The organism is Streptomyces sp. NPDC052052, from assembly GCF_040680455.1.
Lineage (GTDB): Bacteria > Actinomycetota > Actinomycetes > Streptomycetales > Streptomycetaceae > Streptomyces.
In genome coordinates this window covers 115403-135809 of sequence record NZ_JBFAWU010000012.1, presented here as the reverse complement: position 1 = coordinate 135809, position 20407 = coordinate 115403, and the positions used below count along the sequence as shown (strand labels likewise).

Below are 20407 nucleotides of genomic sequence, written 5' to 3'. Positions count from 1 at the left end.
CCATGGCCATGGAAAAGATGACCCTCGCGAAGGCGCTCAACGAGTCGCTGCGCAAGGCCCTCGAAACCGACCCCAAGGTCCTCATCATGGGTGAGGACGTCGGCAAGCTGGGCGGAGTCTTCCGGATCACCGACGGACTCCAGAAGGACTTCGGCGAGGACCGGGTGATCGACACCCCGCTCGCCGAGTCCGGCATCGTCGGCACGGCGATCGGTCTGGCCCTGCGCGGTTACCGGCCGATCGTGGAGATCCAGTTCGACGGCTTCGTCTTCCCGGCGTACGACCAGATCGTCACCCAGCTCGCGAAGATGCACGCCCGGGCGCTCGGCAAGATCAAGATGCCCGTCGTCGTGCGGATTCCGTACGGCGGTGGCATCGGCGCCGTCGAGCACCACAGCGAGTCCCCCGAGGCCCTGTTCGCGCATGTCGCGGGTCTGAAGGTGGTGTCGCCCTCGAACGCGAACGATGCCTACTGGATGATGCAGCAGGCCGTCCAGAGCGACGACCCGGTCATCTTCTTCGAGCCGAAGCGCCGCTACTGGGACAAGGGCGAGGTCGAGACCGACTCCATCCCCGGCCCGCTGCACCGGGCCGTGGTGGCACGCACCGGCTCGGACCTCACGCTCGCCGCGTACGGCCCGATGGTGAAGGTCTGCCTGGAGGCCGCCGCGGCCGCCCAGGAGGAGGGCAGGTCGATCGAGGTCCTGGACCTGCGCTCGATGTCCCCGATCGACTTCGACACCATCCAGAACTCGGTCGAGAAGACCCGCCGCCTGGTCGTCGTCCACGAGGCACCGGTCTTCTACGGTTCCGGGGCCGAGATCGCGGCCCGGATCACCGAGCGCTGCTTCTACCACCTGGAGGCACCGGTGCTGAGGGTCGGCGGCTATCACGCCCCGTACCCGCCGGCGCGGGTGGAGGAGCACTACCTGCCCGATCTCGACCGAGTGCTCGACGCCGTCGACCGTTCGCTGGCGTACTGAGGACTGGGACGTGACAACGATGACCGACACTGTGGACGCCACCCGCTTCCGTGAGTTCAAGCTGCCCGACGTGGGCGAGGGACTGACCGAGGCCGAGATCCTCAAGTGGTACGTACAGCCGGGCGAGACCGTCACCGACGGCCAGGTCGTGTGCGAGGTCGAGACGGCGAAGGCGGCCGTGGAGCTGCCGATCCCGTTCGACGGAGTGGTGCACGAGCTGCGCTTCCCCGAGGGCACGACCGTCGACGTCGGCCAGGTGATCATCTCGGTGGACGTGGCGCCGGGCAGCGGTGACGCCGCCCCGGCCCCGGCCGCGGCTCCCGAGCCGGCCGCGGAGCCGGAGGCCCCCAAGGGCCGTCAGCCCGTCCTGGTGGGGTACGGCGTCGCCGAGACCTCCACCAAGCGACGCGCCCGCAAGGGCGCCGGGACACCGGCGCCCGCCGCCGAGGACACGGTCCGCGCCGGGATGAACGGCCACGGCCCCGCCGCCGTCCGGGAGAGCCGGCCGCTCGCCAAGCCGCCGGTGCGCAAGCTGGCCAAGGACCTGGGCATCGACCTGACGACGGTCGTGCCGACCGGCGAGGGCGGGATCATCACCCGCGAGGACGTGCACGCGGCCGCCGTGCCCGTGCCCGCCCCGGCGGAGCCCTCCGTCGTCCCCGCGCCGGTGCCGGCCGCCCCGGCCCCCGAGGCACCGGCCGTCGTCGCCGGTGAGCGGGAGACCCGGGTCCCGGTCAAGGGCGTACGGAAGGCCATCGCCCAGGCGATGGTCGGCAGCGCCTTCACGGCGCCGCATGTCACGGAGTTCGTGACCGTCGACGTGACGCGCACGATGAAGCTGGTGGCGGAGCTCAAGGAAGACAAGGACATGGCGGGAGTCCGGGTCAACCCGCTCCTGATCATCGCCAAGGCGCTCCTCGTCGCGATCCGGCGCAACCCGGACATCAACTCCGCCTGGGACGAGGCGAACCAGGAGATCGTGCGCAAGCACTACGTCAACCTGGGCATCGCCGCCGCCACCCCGCGCGGTCTGATCGTGCCGAACATCAAGGACGCGCACGACAAGACCCTGCCGGAGCTCGCCGAGGCACTGGGCGAGCTGGTCTCCACGGCACGGGAGGGCCGGACGTCCCCCGCGGCCATGGCGGGCGGCACGGTGACGATCACCAACGTCGGCGTTTTCGGCGTCGACACGGGTACGCCGATCCTGAACCCTGGCGAGTCCGCGATCCTCGCGGTCGGTGCGATCAAGCTCCAGCCGTGGGTCCACAAGGGCAAGGTGAAGCCCCGTCAGGTCACCACACTGGCCCTGTCGTTCGACCACCGCCTGGTCGACGGCGAGCTCGGCTCCAAGGTCCTGGCGGATGTCGCCGCGATCCTGGAGCAGCCGAAGAGGCTGATCACCTGGGCCTGATGGCCGTCCGGAACGCACGAAGCGGGCCTGCGCGGAGATTTCTTCCGCGCAGGCCCGCTTCCGTGTCGGGTCGGGTCAGCCGGTGGGGGCCAGGATCACCCAGGCCGCCGCGGCCGGTGCCGACCGGGTGTCGTCGGCGTACACGGCGGTCACCCGGTAGAAGTGGGTGGTGCCGGTCGGGGCGGTGGTGTCCGTGTACGTCAGGTCCGTGACGGGGGAGGCGGTCAGCTTCTCGTACGCGTCCGTGGCCCGGTTCCACCGCTCGACCAGGTAACCCGTCGCATCGGCGACCGTGTTCCAGGACAGGTCAACCGCGCCGGCGGTGCTGCTCCGGGTAGCGGTGAGCGTGAGCAGGGGGTCCGCCGGGGTCTCGACGGACGGGGTCAGGTCCAGCTCGTTGACGATGACGATCTGGGCGTCCCGCGTGTACTGGAAGCTGGAGTTGTCGGAGGTGTCCTGGGGGTCGATGAAATAGCACCGCTCCTCGCCGTCGGGCAGCCGCTCCTCGGTGTAGGAGGTGGTGTCCGGGCCGAGGTAGGCGATCGCGTAGGCGTAGCAGACCTGCTGCTCCTCGTCGCCGACCAACTCTCCTCGGTACACCACGTACCGCGCGAGGTCGGTCTCGGTGTTGGCGTTCCAGCGCAGCGCGATGCCGTACTCGGTCGGCTCGGCGGTGAGCCCGGTGACCGCCGCGGGCGGTGTCAGGTCCCGGGCGAGGGTGGTGACGGTGGAGGGGGCGGAAGGCAGTGACTCCCTCCCGGTCTTGTCGTACGCCTTGATCACGTAGTGGTAGGTGGTGCTGCCGGCCGGTGAGGTGTCGGTGCAGGTGTACTGGAGCCGCCCGTTGTCGAGCCTCGTGTAGCTGGTGGCGCACCGGACCGGCTCGGTGGAGGTGTCCACGGGGAGCGTCTCGGAACGGTAGACGTGGAAGCCGTCGATGGCGCCGTCGGTGTCGGGATCGGTCGTCCAGGTGACGGTCGCGCGGTTGATTCCCGGCGTCGCGGCGATGTCCTGCGGTGCCGCGACCGGACGGGAGGCCGCAGCCGCGGGGTTGGCCGTGTATGCGGAGGTACGTCCGGCGCCGTCCACGGCGGCCACCCGGTACGTCCACTTCTCGGAGCGCTTCACCGTGGTGTCGGTGAAGGTCGTGGCGGTGGTGGTGCGGACCAGGTCGTCGCCGTTCGGGTTCTCGCGCAGCACGCGGTAGCGGACCGCGCCTGGAACCGGCTTCCAGGTCAGCGTGATCCCGGTGTCGGTGCCCTTGGCGGCGAGGTCGGCCGGCGTGGTGACGGCGATGGTCGTCACCGGCTGGTCGGCGCTGCCCTTCGAGGTGTTCCCGGCCTTGTCGTAGGCGCGGACCTCGTAGTAGTACGTGGCGCCGGCCACGGGCGGGAGATCCGCGTAGGACGTCGCGGTGGTCGTCTTGACGTGGGTGAAGGTGCTGCTGCCCTTGAGACGGCGGTAGACGCGATAGCCGGCGAGGTCCATCTCCTTGTTCGCGGACCAGGTCACCTTGGCTTTTGCGGTGGCGTTGTCGAGGACCGCCTTCACGCCGACCGGGGCGAGCGGTTTCACCTTGTCGACGGAGGCCGAAGTCCTCGGTGCGTAAACGAACTTGACGTTCGCCGAGCCGGTCCAGTTGACGAAGTCGACGCGCAGGGAGTGCTTCCCGGCAGGGATGGTGACGTTGACCGTCTTCTTCTGGGTGGTGGAGACGTTCTTCCAGATGTTGACCTTACGCACCCCGTCGACGTACACGCGGATGCCGTCACGGGTCGCCACGGTGAGGGCGAAGGGTCCGCCGGAGCCGAAGTCCCGGGTCAGGGACCAGCGAACGCCGAAGTTGTCCTTCGGCAGGCCGGAGGCGGGGGCGCCGGTGCCCCAGTTCTCGTCGATGACCGAGTCGCAGTCGGTCTTCTTCGGCGTACCGGAGAACGACGTGTTCGCGAAGAACTGCCGCTTGAACACCGGAGAGGTGCAACTGGTCGCCGCAGCAGCGGGCGTGGCACTCACGGCGGTGAGCAGACTGCAGGAGGTAGCGGCGACCGACAACGCGGCGATGCTGCGGAGCCTCCCACGAGGAATGGTGGTCAATGTGTGCGTTGCCCTTTCAGGCCGAATGGCGGGGGAGTGACCCCGGCCGGGTGCGGGGAAGGGGCCCGCCGTACCGTACGGCGGGCCCCTCCTGGCGACCCCGGGAGCGAGGGAGGGGACTACTTCTTGAAGGAGTAGTCCATGATCTTCTTCATGTCCGCGGAGCGGTTGGCCGCGCTCGAGGAGGCGAGCACGGTGCCGATGACCGTCTTGCCGTTGCGGGTTGCGGCGAAGACCAGGCAGTACTTGGCCACCGCGCCGGAACCGGTCTTCACGCCGATCGCACCGCTGTAGCTGCTGAGCATCGTGTTGGTGTTGGACCACGACATGTAGCGGTAGCCACCGGACTTCGTGGTGACCTTCTGCTTGGTCGACTTGGTCTTCACGACCGTGCGGAACGTGGAGTTCTTCATCGCGCTGCTGGCGAGCTTCGTCAGGTCGCGCGGCGTCGAGTAGTTCGACCCGCCGCCTATGCCGTCGAACGAGTCGAAGTGGGTGTTCGTCAGCCCGAGGGTCTTGGCCTGGCTGTTCATCTTGCCGATGAAGGACTTCACGCGGGCGGCGCGGGTGGTGCCGGAGCCGAACTTGTCGGCCAGCGCGTACGCGGCGTCGCAGCCGGACGGCAGCATCAGACCGTACAGCAGCTGGCGGACCGTCACCTTGTCGCCCACGATCAGATGGGCCGAGGAGGCGCCCTTGGAGACGATGTAGTCGCTGTACGCCTTCTGGATCGTGACCTTGGAGTCCAGGTTGAGGTTCTTCTGCGACAGGACGACCTTGGCGGTCATGATCTTGGTGGTGGAGCCGGTGGAGCGACGGGTGTCCGCGGCCTTGCTGTACAGGGTCTTCGCGGTGCCGTTGTTCATCACGTAACCGCCCTTGGCGGTGATCGTGGGGGCCGTCGCGGCCTGTGCCGTGGAGGCGAACACGGTGCCCGCGATGAGGGCACCCGCGGTGAGAGCCACAGTGGCAGTGGCGGAGGCGCGGTTTATGACCTTAATGCCGATTTTCAACTTAAATGCTCCAAATGCCCCTGGAATGCGGTCACATGAGGGTGCCGCTGGAGGGTCAGACTCATGGGAGTGCGGGATGGATGTACTGCGTCCCGGGGGAATTCTGGTCCGGCGGTTCCCGGTCGGGCGTGCCCCGGCGGTGGGTGGCGTCGACTGCCGCGCGTCGCGTCGCGGAGGCTGCGGCGGGCCCGGGGTGGGCGAGGGATCCGTCCGGATCGCGGACAGGTTTCATGATGCACGCATCTTGTATCTATGCTGTATGCATGTCTGCCGCGCCCCCCGTTGCCGAGCCCCCTGCGAAGTCCGCCGTCACGTCCGCCGCGAAGTCGGCTGCGAAACCCTCCGCCAAGCAGCCCCCGGCCGCCGAGCGGGTCTACACGCACATCAAGGACGCGGTCCTGGAGCGCCGGTACGAGGGCGGCACGCTCCTCACCGAAGGTGATCTCGCCCAGGCCGTGGGCGTCTCCCGTACGCCGGTGCGCGAAGCGCTGCTGCGGCTGGAGGTCGAGGGGCTGATCAAGCTGTACCCGAAGAAGGGCGCCCTCGTCCTGGCCGTCTCCGCACAGGAGATCGCCGACGTGATCGAGACCCGGCTGCTCGTCGAGGAGTTCGCGGCCCGCAAGGCGGTGCCCGCCCCGGCCGGGCTGATCGACCGGCTCGAAGAACTTCTCGACGAACAGAGGCGGTTGGCCGCGGCCGGGGACCTGGCCGCGGTGTCCGCGAAGGACCGCTGCTTCCACGCCGAGATCGTGCGCAACGCGGGCAACGACATCCTCTCGCGCCTCTACGACCAGATGCGCGACCGGCAGTTGCGGATGGGCGTCGCCGTGATGGAGGCGAACCCGGAGAGGATCGCCGACAACATCGGCGAGCACGGCGAACTGCTGGAGGCGATCAGGACCGGCGACGCGGACCGTGCCGCCCAGGTCGTGCGGCGCCATGTCAGCCGGGTCAAGGTGCTCGTCAGGGGTGAGGACCGGTGAGTTCTGCCGCCGCTCCCACCCTGCCCCTGCCCGGGGACCCGCCCGGCGGCCGACGTGCCGTCCGGGTCTGGGGCATCGGCGTCGCCGTCTACTTCGTCGCCATCATCTTCCGCACCAGCCTGGGTGTGGCCGGACTCGACGCCGCCGACCGGTTCCACGTCAACGCCTCGGCGCTCTCCACCTTCTCCATCCTTCAGCTGCTCGTCTACGCGGGCATGCAGATACCGGTCGGCCTGATGGTCGACAGGCTCGGCACCAAGAAGGTCCTCACCCTCGGGGCCATCCTGTTCACCCTGGGACAGCTGGGATTCGCGCTCTCCCCCTCGTACGGCATGGCACTGGGCTCCAGGGCGCTGCTCGGCTCCGGCGACGCGATGACGTTCATCAGCGTGCTGAGGCTCGGCACCCGCTGGTTCCCGGCCCGGCGCGGTCCGCTGGTCGGGCAGGTCGCCGCGCTCTTCGGGATGGCGGGCAACCTCGTCTCGACGCTTCTCATCGCGCGGGCCCTGCACGGACTGGGCTGGACCACCACCTTTGTCGGCAGCTCCTTCGCCGGGGTGATCGTCCTCGTGCTCATGCTGCTGTTCCTGAAGGACCACCCCGAGGGCTACGAACCGCCCCCCGCCGAGCACGCGGGTGCCGCCTACGTGCGCCGGCAGATCGCCGCCTCCTGGCGGGAGCCCGGCACCCGGCTCGGGATGTGGGTGCACTTCACCACGCAGTTCCCCGCCATGGTGTTCCTCCTGCTGTGGGGACTGCCGTTCCTGGTGGAGGCAGAGGGGCTGAGCCGGTCCACCGCCGGTGAGCTGCTCACCCTGGTGGTCCTCTCCAACATGGTGTTCGGGCTGGTCTACGGGCAGATCATCGCCCGCCACCACGCGGCCCGCGCCCCGCTCGCCCTCGGCACCGTCGTCATGACGGCCCTGCTCTGGGCCTCGGTCCTCTGCTACCCGGACGACCACGCCCCGATGTGGCTGCTGATCGTCCTGTGCGTGGTGCTCGGCTCATGCGGTCCGGCCTCGATGATCGGCTTCGACTTCGCACGGCCCGCCAATCCGCCGGAGCGCCAGGGCACCGCCTCGGGCATCGTCAACATGGGCGGATTCATCGCCTCGATGACCACGCTGTTCGCCATCGGTGTGCTGCTGGACGCGTCCGGGGACGACTACCGGATCGCGTTCGCCTCGGTCTTCGTACTGCAGGCGCTCGGCGTCGTGCAGATCCTGCGGCTGCGCAACCGGGCCGCACGCCGCGAACGGGACCACCATGTGATCAGCCGCGTGGAAGCCGCGCACGTGCCCGCGTAGCGCACCCGTCGCACCCGACCGGTGGTGAGGCCGGGCCCGTCATCCAGGAACGGGCCCGGTCACCGGCGTGCCGGGGCGTCAGGGTGTCACGGCATCAGGGACGAAGTGGCATCAGGGCGAAGTGGCGTCAGGGCGTCACGGCGAAGTTCTGCAGGATCGCCTCCGCCAGGTCCTCGTCGCCCTCGGTCTTGATCAGGTCCGCGACCGCACCCGGCCGGACCCGCCCGCAGGCGAGACGGAAGTACGTCTCCCAGTCCATCGCCAGCGTCACCAAGGGCCCGAGCGACGGCGAACCGTCCACCGAACCGCGGCCGTCCGCGTCGACCCTGACCGTGCGCAGGAACTCCAACGGCCCGTGCACATCGAGCACGACCGCCGAATTGGCCGGCGCCCCCGCGTCCTTGGCGACCACCTTCGGCAGCCCGGCGAGCAGGATGTCCCGGGTCACGGTGGCGCCGGGGGAGTCCAGGTTCCCGGGCTTGCCCAGCGTGGTCCGCAGATCCTGCTCGTGCACCCAGACGTCGAAGGCCCGCATCCGCAAGGCCAGTTCGAGGGTCTGCTCGGCACCGAGCGGCGCACGGACCATGGTCTCCGGGTCACGCGTCTCGTTGCGCAGCTGACGCGAGCGGCGAATGATCGTGTACTCCAGCTCGGCGGTCATCTCCGGAGCGGTGTGATGACGCCGCACATCGACCTGCATCTCCATGTACCGGTCGAAGTCGTTCCGCACATGGTAGAGATCGCGTGGCAGTGTGTGGATCGGACGCGGATCGCCGAGCTGCTCGCACTCCATGCCGATGATGTGCGAGACGACGTCACGCACGGACCAGGCGGGACACGGCGTACGGCGGTTCCACTCCCCCTCGGCGAGCGGTGTCACCAGCTCGGAAATCGACTCGATGGAGTGGGTCCAGGCATCGGCGTAGGTCTGGAGGCTGGGATGGACGGTCACGGGACCCCTCGTGCGGTTCTGCGGTGCATGGGCGGAGTGCTGGGCGCGGGCGGCGGACTGGGCGGGAGGTGCCGGTCGCTAAGTTACGCTGCGATCAGGCACCCCGGCAGTGCTTTCGTGTGACGATCGTAGGCCCGTGGTGGCGGCTCGAATGCAAGGACGGTGGTACCGTGCACGCCTCCCTCATCCAGATCGCAGTAGACCCGCATGAATCCGTCAATTCCCGCAGGGAGCGTGCGGCTTCGCTCGTCGCCGCCCAGCGCGGTGCGGATCTGGTGGTTCTTCCCGAGCTCTGGCCGGTGGGCGCGTTCGCCTACACCGCCTTCGAGAGCGAGGCCGAACCGCTCGAAGGGCCCACCCACGCCATCATGGCGAAGGCCGCCGCCGACGCCGGGGTCTGGCTGCATGCCGGCTCCTTCATCGAACGTGCGGACGACGGCACCCTCTACAACACCACGCTGGTCTTCACGCCCGAGGGTGAGCGGGCCGCCGCCTACCGCAAGATCCACCGCTTCGGCTTCGACCAGGGCGAAGCGGTCATGATGGGCGCCGGTGAGGACCTGGTGACGGTCGCCCTGCCGCAGACCACCCTCGGGCTCGCCACCTGTTACGACCTGCGCTTCCCGGAGATGTTCCGCGGCCTGGTCGACGCGGGCGCCGAGACCCTGGTCGTCGCGGCCGGCTGGCCCGAACGCCGCCGCGCCCACTGGACGCTGCTGGCCCAGGCCCGCGCGGTCGAGAACCAGTCGTACGTCCTGGCCGTCGGCACCGCCGGCACCCACGCCGGAACCCAGCAGGCCGGGCACAGCATCGTCGTCGACCCATGGGGCGAGGTGCTCGCACAGGCGGGCGGGGACGAGGAGGTGCTCACCGTGGAGTTCGACCCGACGAGGGTCGCCACCACGCGCGAGCAGTTCCCGGCACTCAAGGACCGGCGGCTGGGGCTGGCCCCGCCCCGCTGACCCGCAGGTCGCGGCCCGGGTGGGGCAGCCCTCGCGTTTCACGTGAAACAGGGCGGATGGCAAGCTTGAACCATGACCGATGCCGCCCCGGCGCCCAGTGCTGCGCCCGCGCCCCGACGTACCCGTGTCCGTGCTCCTGAGCTGATCGGGAAGGGTGGCTGGCTCAACACCGGCGGCAAGGACCTGAAGCTTGCCGACTTCCGAGGACGCGTATTGATCCTCGATTTCTGGACCTTCTGCTGTGTGAACTGCCTGCATGTCCTCGACGAGCTGCGGGAGCTGGAGGAGAAGCACCGCGACACCGTCGTGATCGTCGGTGTGCACTCGCCGAAGTTCGTCCATGAGGCCGACCACCAGGCCGTCGTCGACGCCGTCGAGCGGTACGAGGTCCACCACCCGGTCCTGGACGACCCGGAACTGGCGACCTGGAAGCAGTACGCCGTACGGGCCTGGCCCACGCTCGTCGTGATCGACCCCGAGGGCTATGTCGTCGCCCAGCACGCGGGTGAGGGCCATGCGCACGCCATCGAGAAGCTGGTCGAGGAGCTGGAGGCCGAGCACGGCGCGAAGGGCACGCTGCGCCGCGGCGACGGCCCGTACGTCGCGCCGGAGCCGGTCGCCACGCATCTGCGCTTCCCCGGGAAGATCCTGCTCCTGCCCGACGGCGGCTTCCTCGTCTCGGACACCACCCGCCACCGCCTGGTCGAGACCGAGGCCGACGGAGAGACCGTTCGCCGGCACATCGGTACCGGCGAGCGAGGGTTCACCGATGGCGGCCCCGACGAAGCCCGGTTCTCCGAGCCGCAGGGATTCGCCGTGCTGCCCGACGGCCGGATCGCCGTCGCCGACACGGTCAACCACGCCATTCGTGCCCTCGACCCCGCCACCGGTGCGACGACGACCCTCGCCGGTACCGGCCGGCAGTGGTGGCAGGGCTCGCCGACGAGCGGCCCCGCCCGCGAGGTCGACCTCTCCTCGCCCTGGGACGTCGCCTGGTTCGCGGACCGGCTGTGGATCGCGATGGCGGGCGTGCACCAGCTGTGGACGTATGACCCCGCGACGCAGACCGTGCAGGTCGCGGCGGGCACGACCAACGAGGGCCTGGTCGACGGGCCGGCCGACGAGGCCTGGTTCGCCCAGCCGTCGGGGCTCGCCGTATCGGCCGACGGGGAGCGGCTGTGGGTCGCCGATTCTGAGACGTCCGCGCTGCGGTACGTCGAGCGCGACGGCACCGGTTTCGTCGTCCGCACGGCTGTCGGATCCGGCCTCTTCGACTTCGGGCATCGCGACGGCGGAGCGGACCAGGCGCTGTTCCAGCACCCGCTGGGTGTGACGGCGCTGCCCGACGGGTCCGTCGCGGTCTGCGACACGTACAACCACGCACTGCGGCGCTACGACCCGGCGAGCGGTGAGGTCACCACCCTGGCCACGGATCTGCGCGAGCCCAGCGACGCCGTGCTGGTCGACGGCGATCTGGTCGTCGTCGAGTCCGCCCGGCACCGGCTGACCCGGCTGCACCTCCCGGAGGAGGCGGTACGCGTCGCCGGCCAGGCGCATCACACCCAGCGCGCGGCCACCGAGATCGCCCCGGGAACGCTCCGGCTCGATGTGGTCTTCCAGGCCCCCGCCGGGCAGAAGCTGGACACCCGGTACGGTCCCTCGACCCGGCTGCTGGTCTCGGCGACCCCGCCCGAGCTGCTGGCGGAGGGATCCGGTCCGGGCACCGACCTGTTTCGCGACCTGGTTCTGGCCGACGGCGTCACCGAGGGCGTCCTGCACGTCTCCGCGATGGCGGCGTCCTGCGACGACGACCCGGCGAACGAGTACCCGGCCTGCCATGTCCACCAGCAGGACTGGGGCGTCCCCGTCCGCGTGACCGCGGGGGGAACGCCCCGGTTGCCGCTGGTGCTGGCGGGGATGGACGAGCAGGCCTGACGGCGCGCGGAGCCCCGGACACGGAAAGGCTTCTGTACCGGGTGCGGGGAGGGGCCGTGCCCCGCGGGGCACGGCGTACCGCCTGGCTCAGCAGGTCAGGAGGTGGCCGCCTGCTTCATGGAGTCCACCGCGGCGGCAACCGTGCTCTCGTACAGGCCCAGCTTCGGGTCGAGCACCTTCACCGCGGGGCCGAGTTCGAAGTTCTGCGTGTCCGCGTTGGCCATGTGGTCGCCGTCGGCGAGAACGTTCATCTCGTTGATCCAGGTCACGCCCTCGCCGCCCTTCGGGTTGAGGTCGATCACCGCGATGGCTGCCGTCTTCGGCTTGACCGGGTAGGCCGGTGCGCCGCCCAGGCCGCCGGGAACCGCAGGCCGGACGTCCCCGCTGTGGTCCGAGGCCTTCGCGGCGCCCAGGCTGACCTGCGGGAAGTAGCTCAGGCCGCAGGAGTTCGCGCCGACGTTGTTGACCTCGATCACGTGCTGGGTGGCCGAACCCTCGCGGGGGTACACGCGCACCGACAGGTCCCCGCTCTTGCACGGGTGCTTGTAGGCGTAGCTGTCACTGGTGTCCCCGCCCGTCCTGGTGCTGCCGTCGGACGTGCCGGTCTTCGAGGTGCCCGTCTTCGTGGCTCCGGTGTTCTGCGCGGAGCCGTCGGCCTTCGCGTCGGTGGCGGGCTGGGAGGCTTCCGCCGAGGCGGCAGCCGTTGCGGCGTCGCTCGCCGGGCCGGCGGACTTCGTGCCGGTGCTGTCGCCGTCGCAGGCGGTGAGGGCCAGGGCGAGCACGGCGGTGGTCGCGGCGGCGAGGACGACGGAGCGGTTGCGGAAGGTGCTCATGGATTTTCCCCCGAGTGTGGCGAGTGAGATGTGGGAGCGGACGCCCCGGTCAGGTGGCGAGCGCCTCTGACGTGCTGACATCCATGAGTCTGGGGTCCGCCGCTCATGTCCCGATGACGTCCCGCTGATGTCCTGCTGACGTTCCCGGCCGTGCTTCGCGGGCCCGGCTCTCCACAGGGCTCGCACGGGCGTCTCCACAGGTGTCTGTGTGGGTCCTTGTGGGTCCTTTCGCCGCCACGCCCGTCCACCCGACCAGTGGGAACGCGCGCGGGGACGCGGGCTCAGCTGTTGCCGTCGGTGAGTCGCCGGACCGCCTCTTCGTGCCGTGTGCGGTACTCCGTCCGTACGGTGACCCGCAACAGTGCTTCGAAGGCCCGGACCGCGCCCTCGTCGTACCCGGCCGCCTCCGCCTCCTCGGCCGCCAGGTCCAGCAGCCGGATGCCCTCGTCCTCCTCGCCGAGCGCCAGACGGGCCTCGCCGCTGACAGTCAGCAGCAGCACCCGGCGTGCGGCCGCCTCGTGCTCGGGCCCGAGGTCGAGCGCGGTCCGGGCGGAGCGGAGGGCCTCCCGCGGGCGGCCGGCGGTGAGCTGCACCCGGGCGAGGTGCTGGAGGGCCAGCACCTCCGTGTGTGCGTCGCCTTCCTCGCGCGCCAGGACGACGGCGCGTTCGCAGCCTTCCTGCGCGGTGTCGAGCCCGCCCTCCTGGGCCTGGACGACGGCCAGGCTGATCAGTGCGGTCGCCTCACCGAGCCGGTCACCGGCCTGCCGGGCCAGGCCGGGCGAGCGCTCCAGCAGGGGGACGGCCTCGGCGGCCCTGCCCTCCTCGGCCAGCACCCGTCCCAGCAGATTGATCACCCGGGACTCGGCGTACGGATCGTTCTCGGCGCGGGCGGAGTCCAGTGCCAGTTCCAGCAGCGGGGCCCAGCCGTCCCGGACCCGCCACACCACCTGCGGCCACTGGAGCAGGATGATCCGCCAGGCCCGGTCGTCGAGCCCGGCGGCCCGGGCCGCGGCGGCGGCCAGGGCCAAGTCGTCGCGCTCGGCGGCGAGCCAGCCCATCGCCGCCGTCCGGTCGGTGAAGTCCCGCGTGGCGGCGGGACGGCGGAAGCCGTCGGGCAGCACGAAGCAGGGCTCACCGCCGGGCTCGGCCGTGTCGGCGGCGGCGAGCGCGGTGGCGATGTAGTGGTCGAGAACGCCGACGAGTGCCTCGGTCCCGGACGCGGGGTCCAGCCCCCGGGCATAGAGGCGCACGAGATCGTGCAGCCCCCAGCATCCGGGCGCCGTCTGGGTGACGAGGTGGGCGGTGGCGAGTCGCTCCAGGGCGGCCGAGGCGACGACCGGGTCCGTGCCGGCCAGTGCGGCGGCCGTGTACGGGTCGAAGCGGCTGCCGGGGTGGTGTCCGAGCCGGGCGAGCTGGTGCACGGCGTCCGGCGGCAGCTGCTGCACGGTCAGCCGCAGTGCGGCCGAGACTCCGGTGTCGTCCACGTCGAGATACGTCAGCCGACTGCGTTCGTCGGCCAGTTCGTCGGCCAGCCCGGCCAATGTCCGCTGCGGACGTCCCGCCAGCCGGGCCGCCGTGACGCGCAGCGCGAGCGGCAGGCCGCCGCAGAGCGTGGCCAGCCGCCGGGCCGCCACGGGTTCGGCGAGGAGCCGCTCCTCACCGAGGACACCGGCCAGCAGGGCCGTGCCGTCCTGGGGGTCGAGTACGTCGAGCGGGACGGGACGGGCCGCGTCCGAGGCGATGAGGCCTTCCAGCCGGTGTCGGCTGGTGACCAGCGTGACGCAGTCGGTGCCCCCGGGCAGCAGCGGCCTGACCGCGGAGGAGTCGCGTGCGTTGTCGAGGACGACGAGCAGCCGGCGCCGGTCGGTGAGGGACCGGAAGAGCGCCGCTGCGCCGGCGACGGACTCCGGGACGCGGCGCGGTGCGACGCCGAGTGCCAGCAGGAACTCACGCAGCACCTCGATGGGTGTGGGCTCACCCGTGTCGCTGAATCCGCGCAGATCGGCGAAGAGCCGACCGTCCGGAAAAGCGGCGGAATTGCGGTGTGCCCACCGGAGGGCCAATGCGGTCTTTCCGACCCCGGCAGGTCCGGTGACCAGGCAGATGGGCGCCTCACCGGCCGCGGCCCGGCTGAGCGCGGCCAGTTCGGCGACCCGTCCGTGGAAGCCGCGGGGCGCGCGGGGCAGCAGATCGGCGGGGTGCGGATCACCGACGGCGAGCGGCGGGGCGACGCGGCGGGAGGGTGCCGGGCCGGGGGCGGTTTCCGTACGGTCTCCACCTTCGGCCACGCCGTCCGCTTGGTCGGCCGGTTCGGTCCGGACCTCCGGCCCGGGGCCGCCGCGCAGGATCAGCGCGTACGCATCGGCGAGTTCGTGTCCCGGGTCGATTCCCAGCTCGTCGGCGAGAAGCTGTCTCGTACGGTGGAACCAGTTCAGCGCCTCCGACTGACGGCCTGCCCGGTACAGCGCCGTCATCAGGGCCGCCACCAGTGACTCCCGCATCGGATGCGCGACCGCTTCCGCCCGGAGTGCCGCCGCTGACCGGCTGTGCTCCCCCAAGGCCCCATAGGCGAGGGCCAGTTGTTCGACCGCCGCCAGCCGCGACTCCTCCAGCGAGTGCGCGGCGTCCTGGAGGGGCCGGCCGGTGAACGCGCCGTTGAGCGCCGGTCCCTGCCACAGGGACAGCGCCTCCTCGAGCATCAATGCGGTGTCGGCGTGGCTGCGTTGCTCCCGCGCGAGTACCAGCAGTTCTTCGAACCGTTGTGAGTCCAGCAGGGTTTCCGGTGCCCGCAGCACGTAGGCGTTGCCGAGCGTGACCAGCTCCACCCCGTACGTCTCCGCGTCCGCACCCACCAGGAGGGCACGCAGCCGGGACACATGCCCCTGGATGACGCTGCGGGCGTGCAGCGGTGGCGTGTCGTCCCACAGGCAATGGGTCAACCGAGCGATGGAGACAGGGGTGTTGGCGGCCAGCAGCAGCGCGGCGAGCAGGCTGCGGCGTTTGGCGGGACCGAGTGGCAGCGGACCGGTGCGGGTATCGACGGAGACGGTGCCGAGCAGCCGGAACTCCACGTACGGCTCCCCTTCCGGGCGGGGTGCACCGGAGGTCCGGGGCACCGGCAAAGTCCCAGGATATCGGGGGTGTTGGGGTGGAGGCGAAGGGTCCCGGGCCGGCCGGGGCGGGCCCAGAAACGGGCCTGCGCCGGCCGGGGCCGGGACGCGCGGGCTCAGCCCATCAGGAACGCCGTCATCGCGTTGGCCAGCAGGTACGGGTCGTCGGCGCCGCACAGTTCACGGGCGCTGTGCATGGAGAGGATCGCGGCGCCGATGTCCACGGTCCGGATGCCGTGCCGGGCGGCGGTGATCGGGCCGATCGTGGTGCCGCAGGGCATCGAGTTGTTGGAGACGAACGTCTGCCACGGCACGTCCGCCTTCCGGCACGCCTCGGCGAACACGGCCCGGCCGCTGCCGTCGGTCGCGTACCGCATATTGACGTTGACCTTGAGGATCGGGCCGCCGTTGACCACGGGGTGATGGGTCGGGTCGTGGCGCTCGGCGTAGTTGGGGTGGACCGCGTGACCGGTGTCGGAGGAGAGGCAGACGGACCCGGCGAGGGCGCGGGCGCGGTCCTCGTACGTACCGCCGCGGGAGAACACCGAGCGTTCCAGGACCGTGCCGAGCAGCGGGCCGTCGGCTCCGGTGTCGGACTGCGAGCCGTTCTCCTCGTGGTCGAAGGCGGCCATCACCGGGATGTACGGCAGCTCGTCGTCCGGCTGCCCGGCGACGGCGGCGAGCGCGGCGGCCGCCGCGTGCACGGAGAGCAGGTTGTCCATCCGGGGCCCGGCCAGCAGCTCGCGGTCGCGGCCCAGGTAGGCGGGCGGCTCGACGGGGTGCGGCATCAGGTCCCAGCCGGTCACGTCCTCGGCGTCGACGCCCGCCTCCTCGGCGACGAAGCGGATCAGGTCGCCCTCCTCGACGTCCCCGAGCCCCCAGATCGGCTGCATGTGCTTCTGCCGGTCCAGCTTCAGGCCGTCGGGGTTGGCCGACCGGTCGAGGTGCACCGCCAGTTGCGGGACGCGCAGCAGCGGCCGGTCGATGTTGACCAGCCGGTGCGTGCCGTCACGCAGTGAGATCCGGCCGGCGAGACCGAGGTCCCGGTCGAGCCAGGTGTTGAGGAGCGTCCCGCCGTAGATCTCCACGGCGACCTGGCGCCAGCCGTACGCCCCGGTGTCGGGCAGCGGCTTGACCCGGAGGTTCGGCGAGTCGGTGTGCGCCCCGACGATCCGGAACGGAGTGTGTGCCGCAGCGCCCTGGGGGACGTACCAGGCCACGATCGCACCGCCGCGCAGGACGTACTTCCCACCGCTGCTGCCATCCCAGGCCGCGGTCTCCTCGACCTGCCGGAACCCCGCCTTCTCCAGTCGTTCGGCGGCGGTGGCCACGGCGTGGTACGGGGAGGGGGAGGCCATCAGGAAGGTCATCAGGTCGTCGGTGTGACCGCGGTCGAAGCGGGGGGAGGAACTCATGTTCTTCACTGTAACGAGACCGGGCCGGGCACCTTCACCGACGGCCCGTGCCTGGTGGGGCCGGAGGCCGGGGACGAACGGGGCCGGCCTACAGGTGGTCGATCGCGGTCAGGTCGATGTCGATGTCGTACGGGGCGGAGAGCTTCAGCCGGTCGTGGTGGACGCCGGTGGAGACGTAGGTCCTGTTGATCGGGTCGAGTGTGTATGTCCAGACCACGGGCCGGTCGTTCTCGCCGGCCATTTCCACGAGCCAGAAGTGCTCGATGCCTGCGCCCGCGTACTTGTGCGGCTTGGTGTCGCGGTCCCGAGCCTCGGAGTCGGGGGACACCACTTCGACGGCGAGCAGGACGTCGGCGGCGTCGTAGCGCGTCTGCCGCTGGTTCACCGCGCCTTCTTCCCGCACCACAACCAGGTCGGGCTCCGGGGCGTTCCGCTTGCCGAGCACCACGGCCATTTCACGGCGGACGCGCAGATCTTCCGGAACGTGGCTGCGCAGCCCCTGCTCCAGCAGATACATCGCCAGCGTGTGGAACTTGCGCTGCGGACTCGCGAAAACCAGGCTCCCGTCGATCAGCTCTGTGTGCGGCGGGAGGTCGTCAAGCGTGAAGAAGTCGTCCACGGTGTAGCCGTCCGGCGGCGGGACCGGCCACGTGGATGTCTCGCGCCGTGGCTGCGACGCCCCGGGCAGTGGCTCGGCGTCCATGGTTCCTCCCATGACCGGGATCCTGGGCCCCGCAGCCGGCGTACCCGGCTGATACGACAGCACCGCCACCCGAAAGCGTGTCCGGGTGGCGGTGCTGGTTGACGCTCGTGAGCGGGGCCCGACGCTAGAACGCGGCCTCGTCCAGCTCCATCAGCGCGTTGTCGACGGACTCCGCGAGCGCGCGCTCGGTGGAGACGCCGGGCAGGACGTTCGCGGCGAAGAACTTCGCGGCGGCGATCTTGCCCTGGTAGAAGGCGACGTCCTTCGCGGCGGCGGTCGGCAGCTTCTCGGCCGCCACCAGCGCGCCCTTGAGCAGCAGGTAACCGACGACGACATCGCCGGAGGCCAGCAGCAGGCGAGTGGTGTTGAGGCCGACCTTGTACATGTTCTTGATGTCCTCGCCGGTCGCGGTGAGGTCGTTGATCATCGTGCCGACGATCGCCTCCAGGTCCACGGCCGCCTTGGCGAGCGAGTCCAGCGCACCGGACAGCTCCTCGTTGCCCTGGGCGCCCGCGAGGAACTTCTTGATCTCCTCGGAGAGGGCGTTCAGCGAGGCGCCCTGGTCGCGGACGATCTTCCGGAAGAAGAAGTCCTGGCCCTGGATCGCCGTCGTGCCCTCGTACAGGGTGTCGATCTTGGCGTCACGGATGTACTGCTCGATCGGGTACTCCTGGAGGTACCCGGAGCCGCCGAACGTCTGGAGCGACTGCGCCAGCTGCTCGTAGGACTTCTCGGAGCCGTAGCCCTTCACGATCGGGAGCAGCAGGTCGTTGAGGCCGTGCAGCGCCTTGGCGTCCTCGCCCGCGGCCTCCTTCTCCTGGATCGCGTCCTGGACGGAGGCGGTGTACAGCACGAGGGAGCGCATGCCCTCGGCGTACGCCTTCTGCGTCATGAGCGAGCGGCGCACGTCGGGGTGGTGCGTGATGGTGACCTTGGGGGCGGTCTTGTCCATGAACTGCGACAGGTCGGTGCCCTGGACGCGCTCCTTGGCGTACTCCAGCGCGTTCAGGTAGCCGGTCGACAGGGTCGCGATGGCCTTCGTGCCGACCATCATGCGGGCGAACTCGATGATGCGGAACATCTGGCGGATGCCGTCGTGCTTGTCGCCGATCAGCCAGCCCTTGGCGGGGTGCTGGTCGCCGAACGTCATCTCGCAGGTGTTGGAGGCCTTGAGGCCCATCTTGTGCTCGACGTTCGTCGCGTAGACGCCGTTGCGCTCGCCCAGCTCGCCGGTGGTCCAGTCGAAGTGGAACTTCGGGACCATGAAGAGCGAGAGGCCCTTGGTGCCGGGTCCTGCGCCCTCGGGGCGGGCCAGCACGTAGTGGATGATGTTCTCGGACATGTCGTGCTCGCCCGAGGTGATGAAGCGCTTCACACCCTCGATGTGCCAGGAGCCGTCCTCCTGCTCGACGGCCTTCGTGCGGCCGGCGCCGACGTCCGAGCCCGCGTCCGGCTCGGTCAGCACCATCGTCGAGCCCCACTGCTTCTCGACGGCGATCTCGGCGATCTTCTTCTGCGCCTCGTTGCCCTCTTCGAAGAGGATGCCGGCGAACGCCGGGCCGGAGGAGTACATCCAGATGGCCGGGTTCGAGCCGAGCAGCAGCTCCGCGTAGGACCAGATCAGGGAGCGCGGGGAGGTGGTGCCGCCGATCTCCTCGGGCAGGCCCAGACGCCAGTACTCGGACTCCATGAAGGCCCGGTACGACTTCTTGAAGGACTCCGGGACCGGCGCGGTGTTGGTCTCCGGGTCGAAGACCGGCGGGTTGCGGTCGGCGTCGGAGTAGGAATCGGCCAGCTCGTTCTCCGCGAGGCGGGCGACCTCGTCGAGGATGCTCTTCGCCGTCTCGACGTCCATCTCGGCGAACGGGCCGGTGCCGTACGTCTTGTCGCGCCCGAGGACCTCGAAGAGGTTGAACTCGATGTCGCGGAGATTCGACTTGTAGTGCCCCATGGGAAGGCTCCGTAATCCATAGCAGTGGCATGCAGCGCCCCGGTGGGGAGCGAGCGCCGGGCGGGCGACGAGCTGGCGGTGCGCATATCAGCTGACCTCTCCGATGATGCTACCCGTCAGTAATAAGACGCAACCCCTCAACGGCCTGATGTGTCCGATTACTCTTTGCGGCATGTACGGCTACGACCAGAACCCGGGCGCACATCAGCAGATGGGTGGCGGCTACGGCGAGCAGCCGCTGTATCCCGAGCCCTCGCCGCCGTCTCTCGGGGACGCGGTACGGGCCTTCACCACCGGCTCGCTCTCCGCCGAGGACTTCCAGCAGATCTTCGCGACGTCGAAGGTCTACTGCCCGCGCGGCGACAATCCCGGATTCCTCGCGCTGCACAACACCCAGCAGCCGGTGATCCCGATGTTCACCACGCTCAAGGAGCTGCGGCTGTACGCGGGCAAGGAGTCCAAGTACTTCGTGATCACCGGGGCCGAGGTGATCGATCTCCTGCCGACCGGCTACGGCTTCGTCCTCGACATGGAGGGCGAGCACCGCATGGTCTTCGACGCCAAGGCCGTGGAGCAGATGGTCGACTTCGCGATGCGCCGTATGTACGGCTGACGCGTCTACGGCTGACGTCGCAGGTTTCCGGAAGGGGTCCGTACCGCTCGGTGCGGACCCCTTCTGTATGCGCCGGGCGGTGCGGGGGTCCTGCGGTCCGGCCGGCGCGGGAATACGGCACGCCTTGCAAGATGTTCAC

General features: G+C 70.2%; 15 protein-coding genes. 7 read left to right on the top strand and 8 right to left on the bottom strand.

All coding sequences use genetic code 11. The features are described from left to right. The first annotated feature begins 2 nt into the window (after positions 1 to 2). A complete protein-coding gene (locus AB0L71_RS16775) occupies positions 3 to 983 on the top strand; it encodes an alpha-ketoacid dehydrogenase subunit beta (RefSeq protein WP_365243165.1) in 981 nt (326 codons plus the stop codon). 10 nt (positions 984 to 993) lie between these two features. Further along, entirely contained in the window at positions 994 to 2397 is a 1404-nt protein-coding gene (locus AB0L71_RS16770) for a dihydrolipoamide acetyltransferase family protein (RefSeq protein ID WP_365243163.1), read from the top strand. Positions 2398 to 2472: 75 nt separating this feature from the next. Here AB0L71_RS16770 and AB0L71_RS16765 read toward each other — a convergent pair whose 3' ends face one another. Continuing rightward, positions 2473 to 4410 carry a PA14 domain-containing protein gene (locus tag AB0L71_RS16765; protein ID WP_365243161.1) on the bottom strand — a complete coding sequence of 646 codons (1938 nt, stop codon included), beginning with the start codon at positions 4408 to 4410 and terminating at the stop codon, positions 2473 to 2475. 200 nt (positions 4411 to 4610) lie between these two features. Next, positions 4611 to 5504: a D-alanyl-D-alanine carboxypeptidase gene (locus AB0L71_RS16760; RefSeq protein WP_365243159.1), complete on the bottom strand. Its 894-nt coding sequence runs from the start codon at positions 5502 to 5504 to the stop codon at positions 4611 to 4613. Positions 5505 to 5767: 263 nt separating this feature from the next. Between AB0L71_RS16760 and AB0L71_RS16755 the strand changes: the two genes are divergently transcribed. Beyond that, complete coding sequence (locus AB0L71_RS16755) at positions 5768 to 6487, top strand: GntR family transcriptional regulator (protein WP_365243157.1); 720 nt, start codon at positions 5768 to 5770, stop codon at positions 6485 to 6487. Then, positions 6484 to 7794, top strand: a complete 1311-nt coding sequence (locus tag AB0L71_RS16750) for an MFS transporter (RefSeq protein ID WP_365243155.1) — start codon at positions 6484 to 6486, stop codon at positions 7792 to 7794. Before AB0L71_RS16755 ends, AB0L71_RS16750 begins: the two co-directional genes overlap by 4 nt. Positions 7795 to 7921: 127 nt before the next feature. On the opposite strand, the gene AB0L71_RS16745 is transcribed toward AB0L71_RS16750, so the two are convergent. Then, entirely contained in the window at positions 7922 to 8746 is an 825-nt protein-coding gene (locus tag AB0L71_RS16745) for a maleylpyruvate isomerase family mycothiol-dependent enzyme (RefSeq protein ID WP_365243153.1), read from the bottom strand. A 170-nt stretch (positions 8747 to 8916) separates the two neighbouring features. On the opposite strand from AB0L71_RS16745, the gene AB0L71_RS16740 reads away from it, so the two are divergent. Next, positions 8917 to 9708, top strand: a complete 792-nt coding sequence (locus AB0L71_RS16740) for a carbon-nitrogen family hydrolase (protein ID WP_365243152.1) — start codon at positions 8917 to 8919, stop codon at positions 9706 to 9708. A 72-nt stretch (positions 9709 to 9780) separates the two neighbouring features. Beyond that, the gene (locus AB0L71_RS16735) at positions 9781 to 11643 is read left to right on the top strand and encodes an NHL domain-containing thioredoxin family protein (RefSeq protein WP_365243150.1); all 1863 of its coding nucleotides are present in this window, start codon (positions 9781 to 9783) and stop codon (positions 11641 to 11643) included. 95 nt (positions 11644 to 11738) lie between these two features. Here the strand turns inward: AB0L71_RS16735 and AB0L71_RS16730 are convergent, their stop codons facing one another. The 5 genes from AB0L71_RS16730 to AB0L71_RS16710 form a co-directional block, all read right to left on the bottom strand. Next, positions 11739 to 12476 carry a DUF4232 domain-containing protein gene (locus AB0L71_RS16730; RefSeq protein WP_365243148.1) on the bottom strand — a complete coding sequence of 246 codons (738 nt, stop codon included), beginning with the start codon at positions 12474 to 12476 and terminating at the stop codon, positions 11739 to 11741. Positions 12477 to 12757: 281 nt separating this feature from the next. Next, a complete protein-coding gene (locus AB0L71_RS16725; protein WP_365243146.1) occupies positions 12758 to 15547 on the bottom strand; it encodes a BTAD domain-containing putative transcriptional regulator in 2790 nt (929 codons plus the stop codon). Between the two features lie 155 nt (positions 15548 to 15702). Then, positions 15703 to 17001: a M18 family aminopeptidase gene (locus AB0L71_RS16720; protein ID WP_365243145.1), complete on the bottom strand. Its 1299-nt coding sequence runs from the start codon at positions 16999 to 17001 to the stop codon at positions 15703 to 15705. An 88-nt stretch (positions 17002 to 17089) separates the two neighbouring features. Continuing rightward, positions 17090 to 17716 (bottom strand): Uma2 family endonuclease, encoded by a 627-nt coding sequence (locus AB0L71_RS16715; RefSeq protein WP_365243143.1) that lies wholly within the window; start codon positions 17714 to 17716, stop codon positions 17090 to 17092. Positions 17717 to 17828: 112 nt separating this feature from the next. After that, on the bottom strand, positions 17829 to 19655 hold the full coding sequence (locus AB0L71_RS16710) for an acyl-CoA dehydrogenase (protein WP_365243141.1): 1827 nt from the start codon (positions 19653 to 19655) through the stop codon (positions 17829 to 17831). A 172-nt stretch (positions 19656 to 19827) separates the two neighbouring features. Here AB0L71_RS16710 and AB0L71_RS16705 point away from each other — a divergent pair, with 172 nt between their 5' ends. Beyond that, positions 19828 to 20268 carry an SseB family protein gene (locus AB0L71_RS16705; protein WP_365243139.1) on the top strand — a complete coding sequence of 147 codons (441 nt, stop codon included), beginning with the start codon at positions 19828 to 19830 and terminating at the stop codon, positions 20266 to 20268. Positions 20269 to 20407 lie beyond the last annotated feature (139 nt).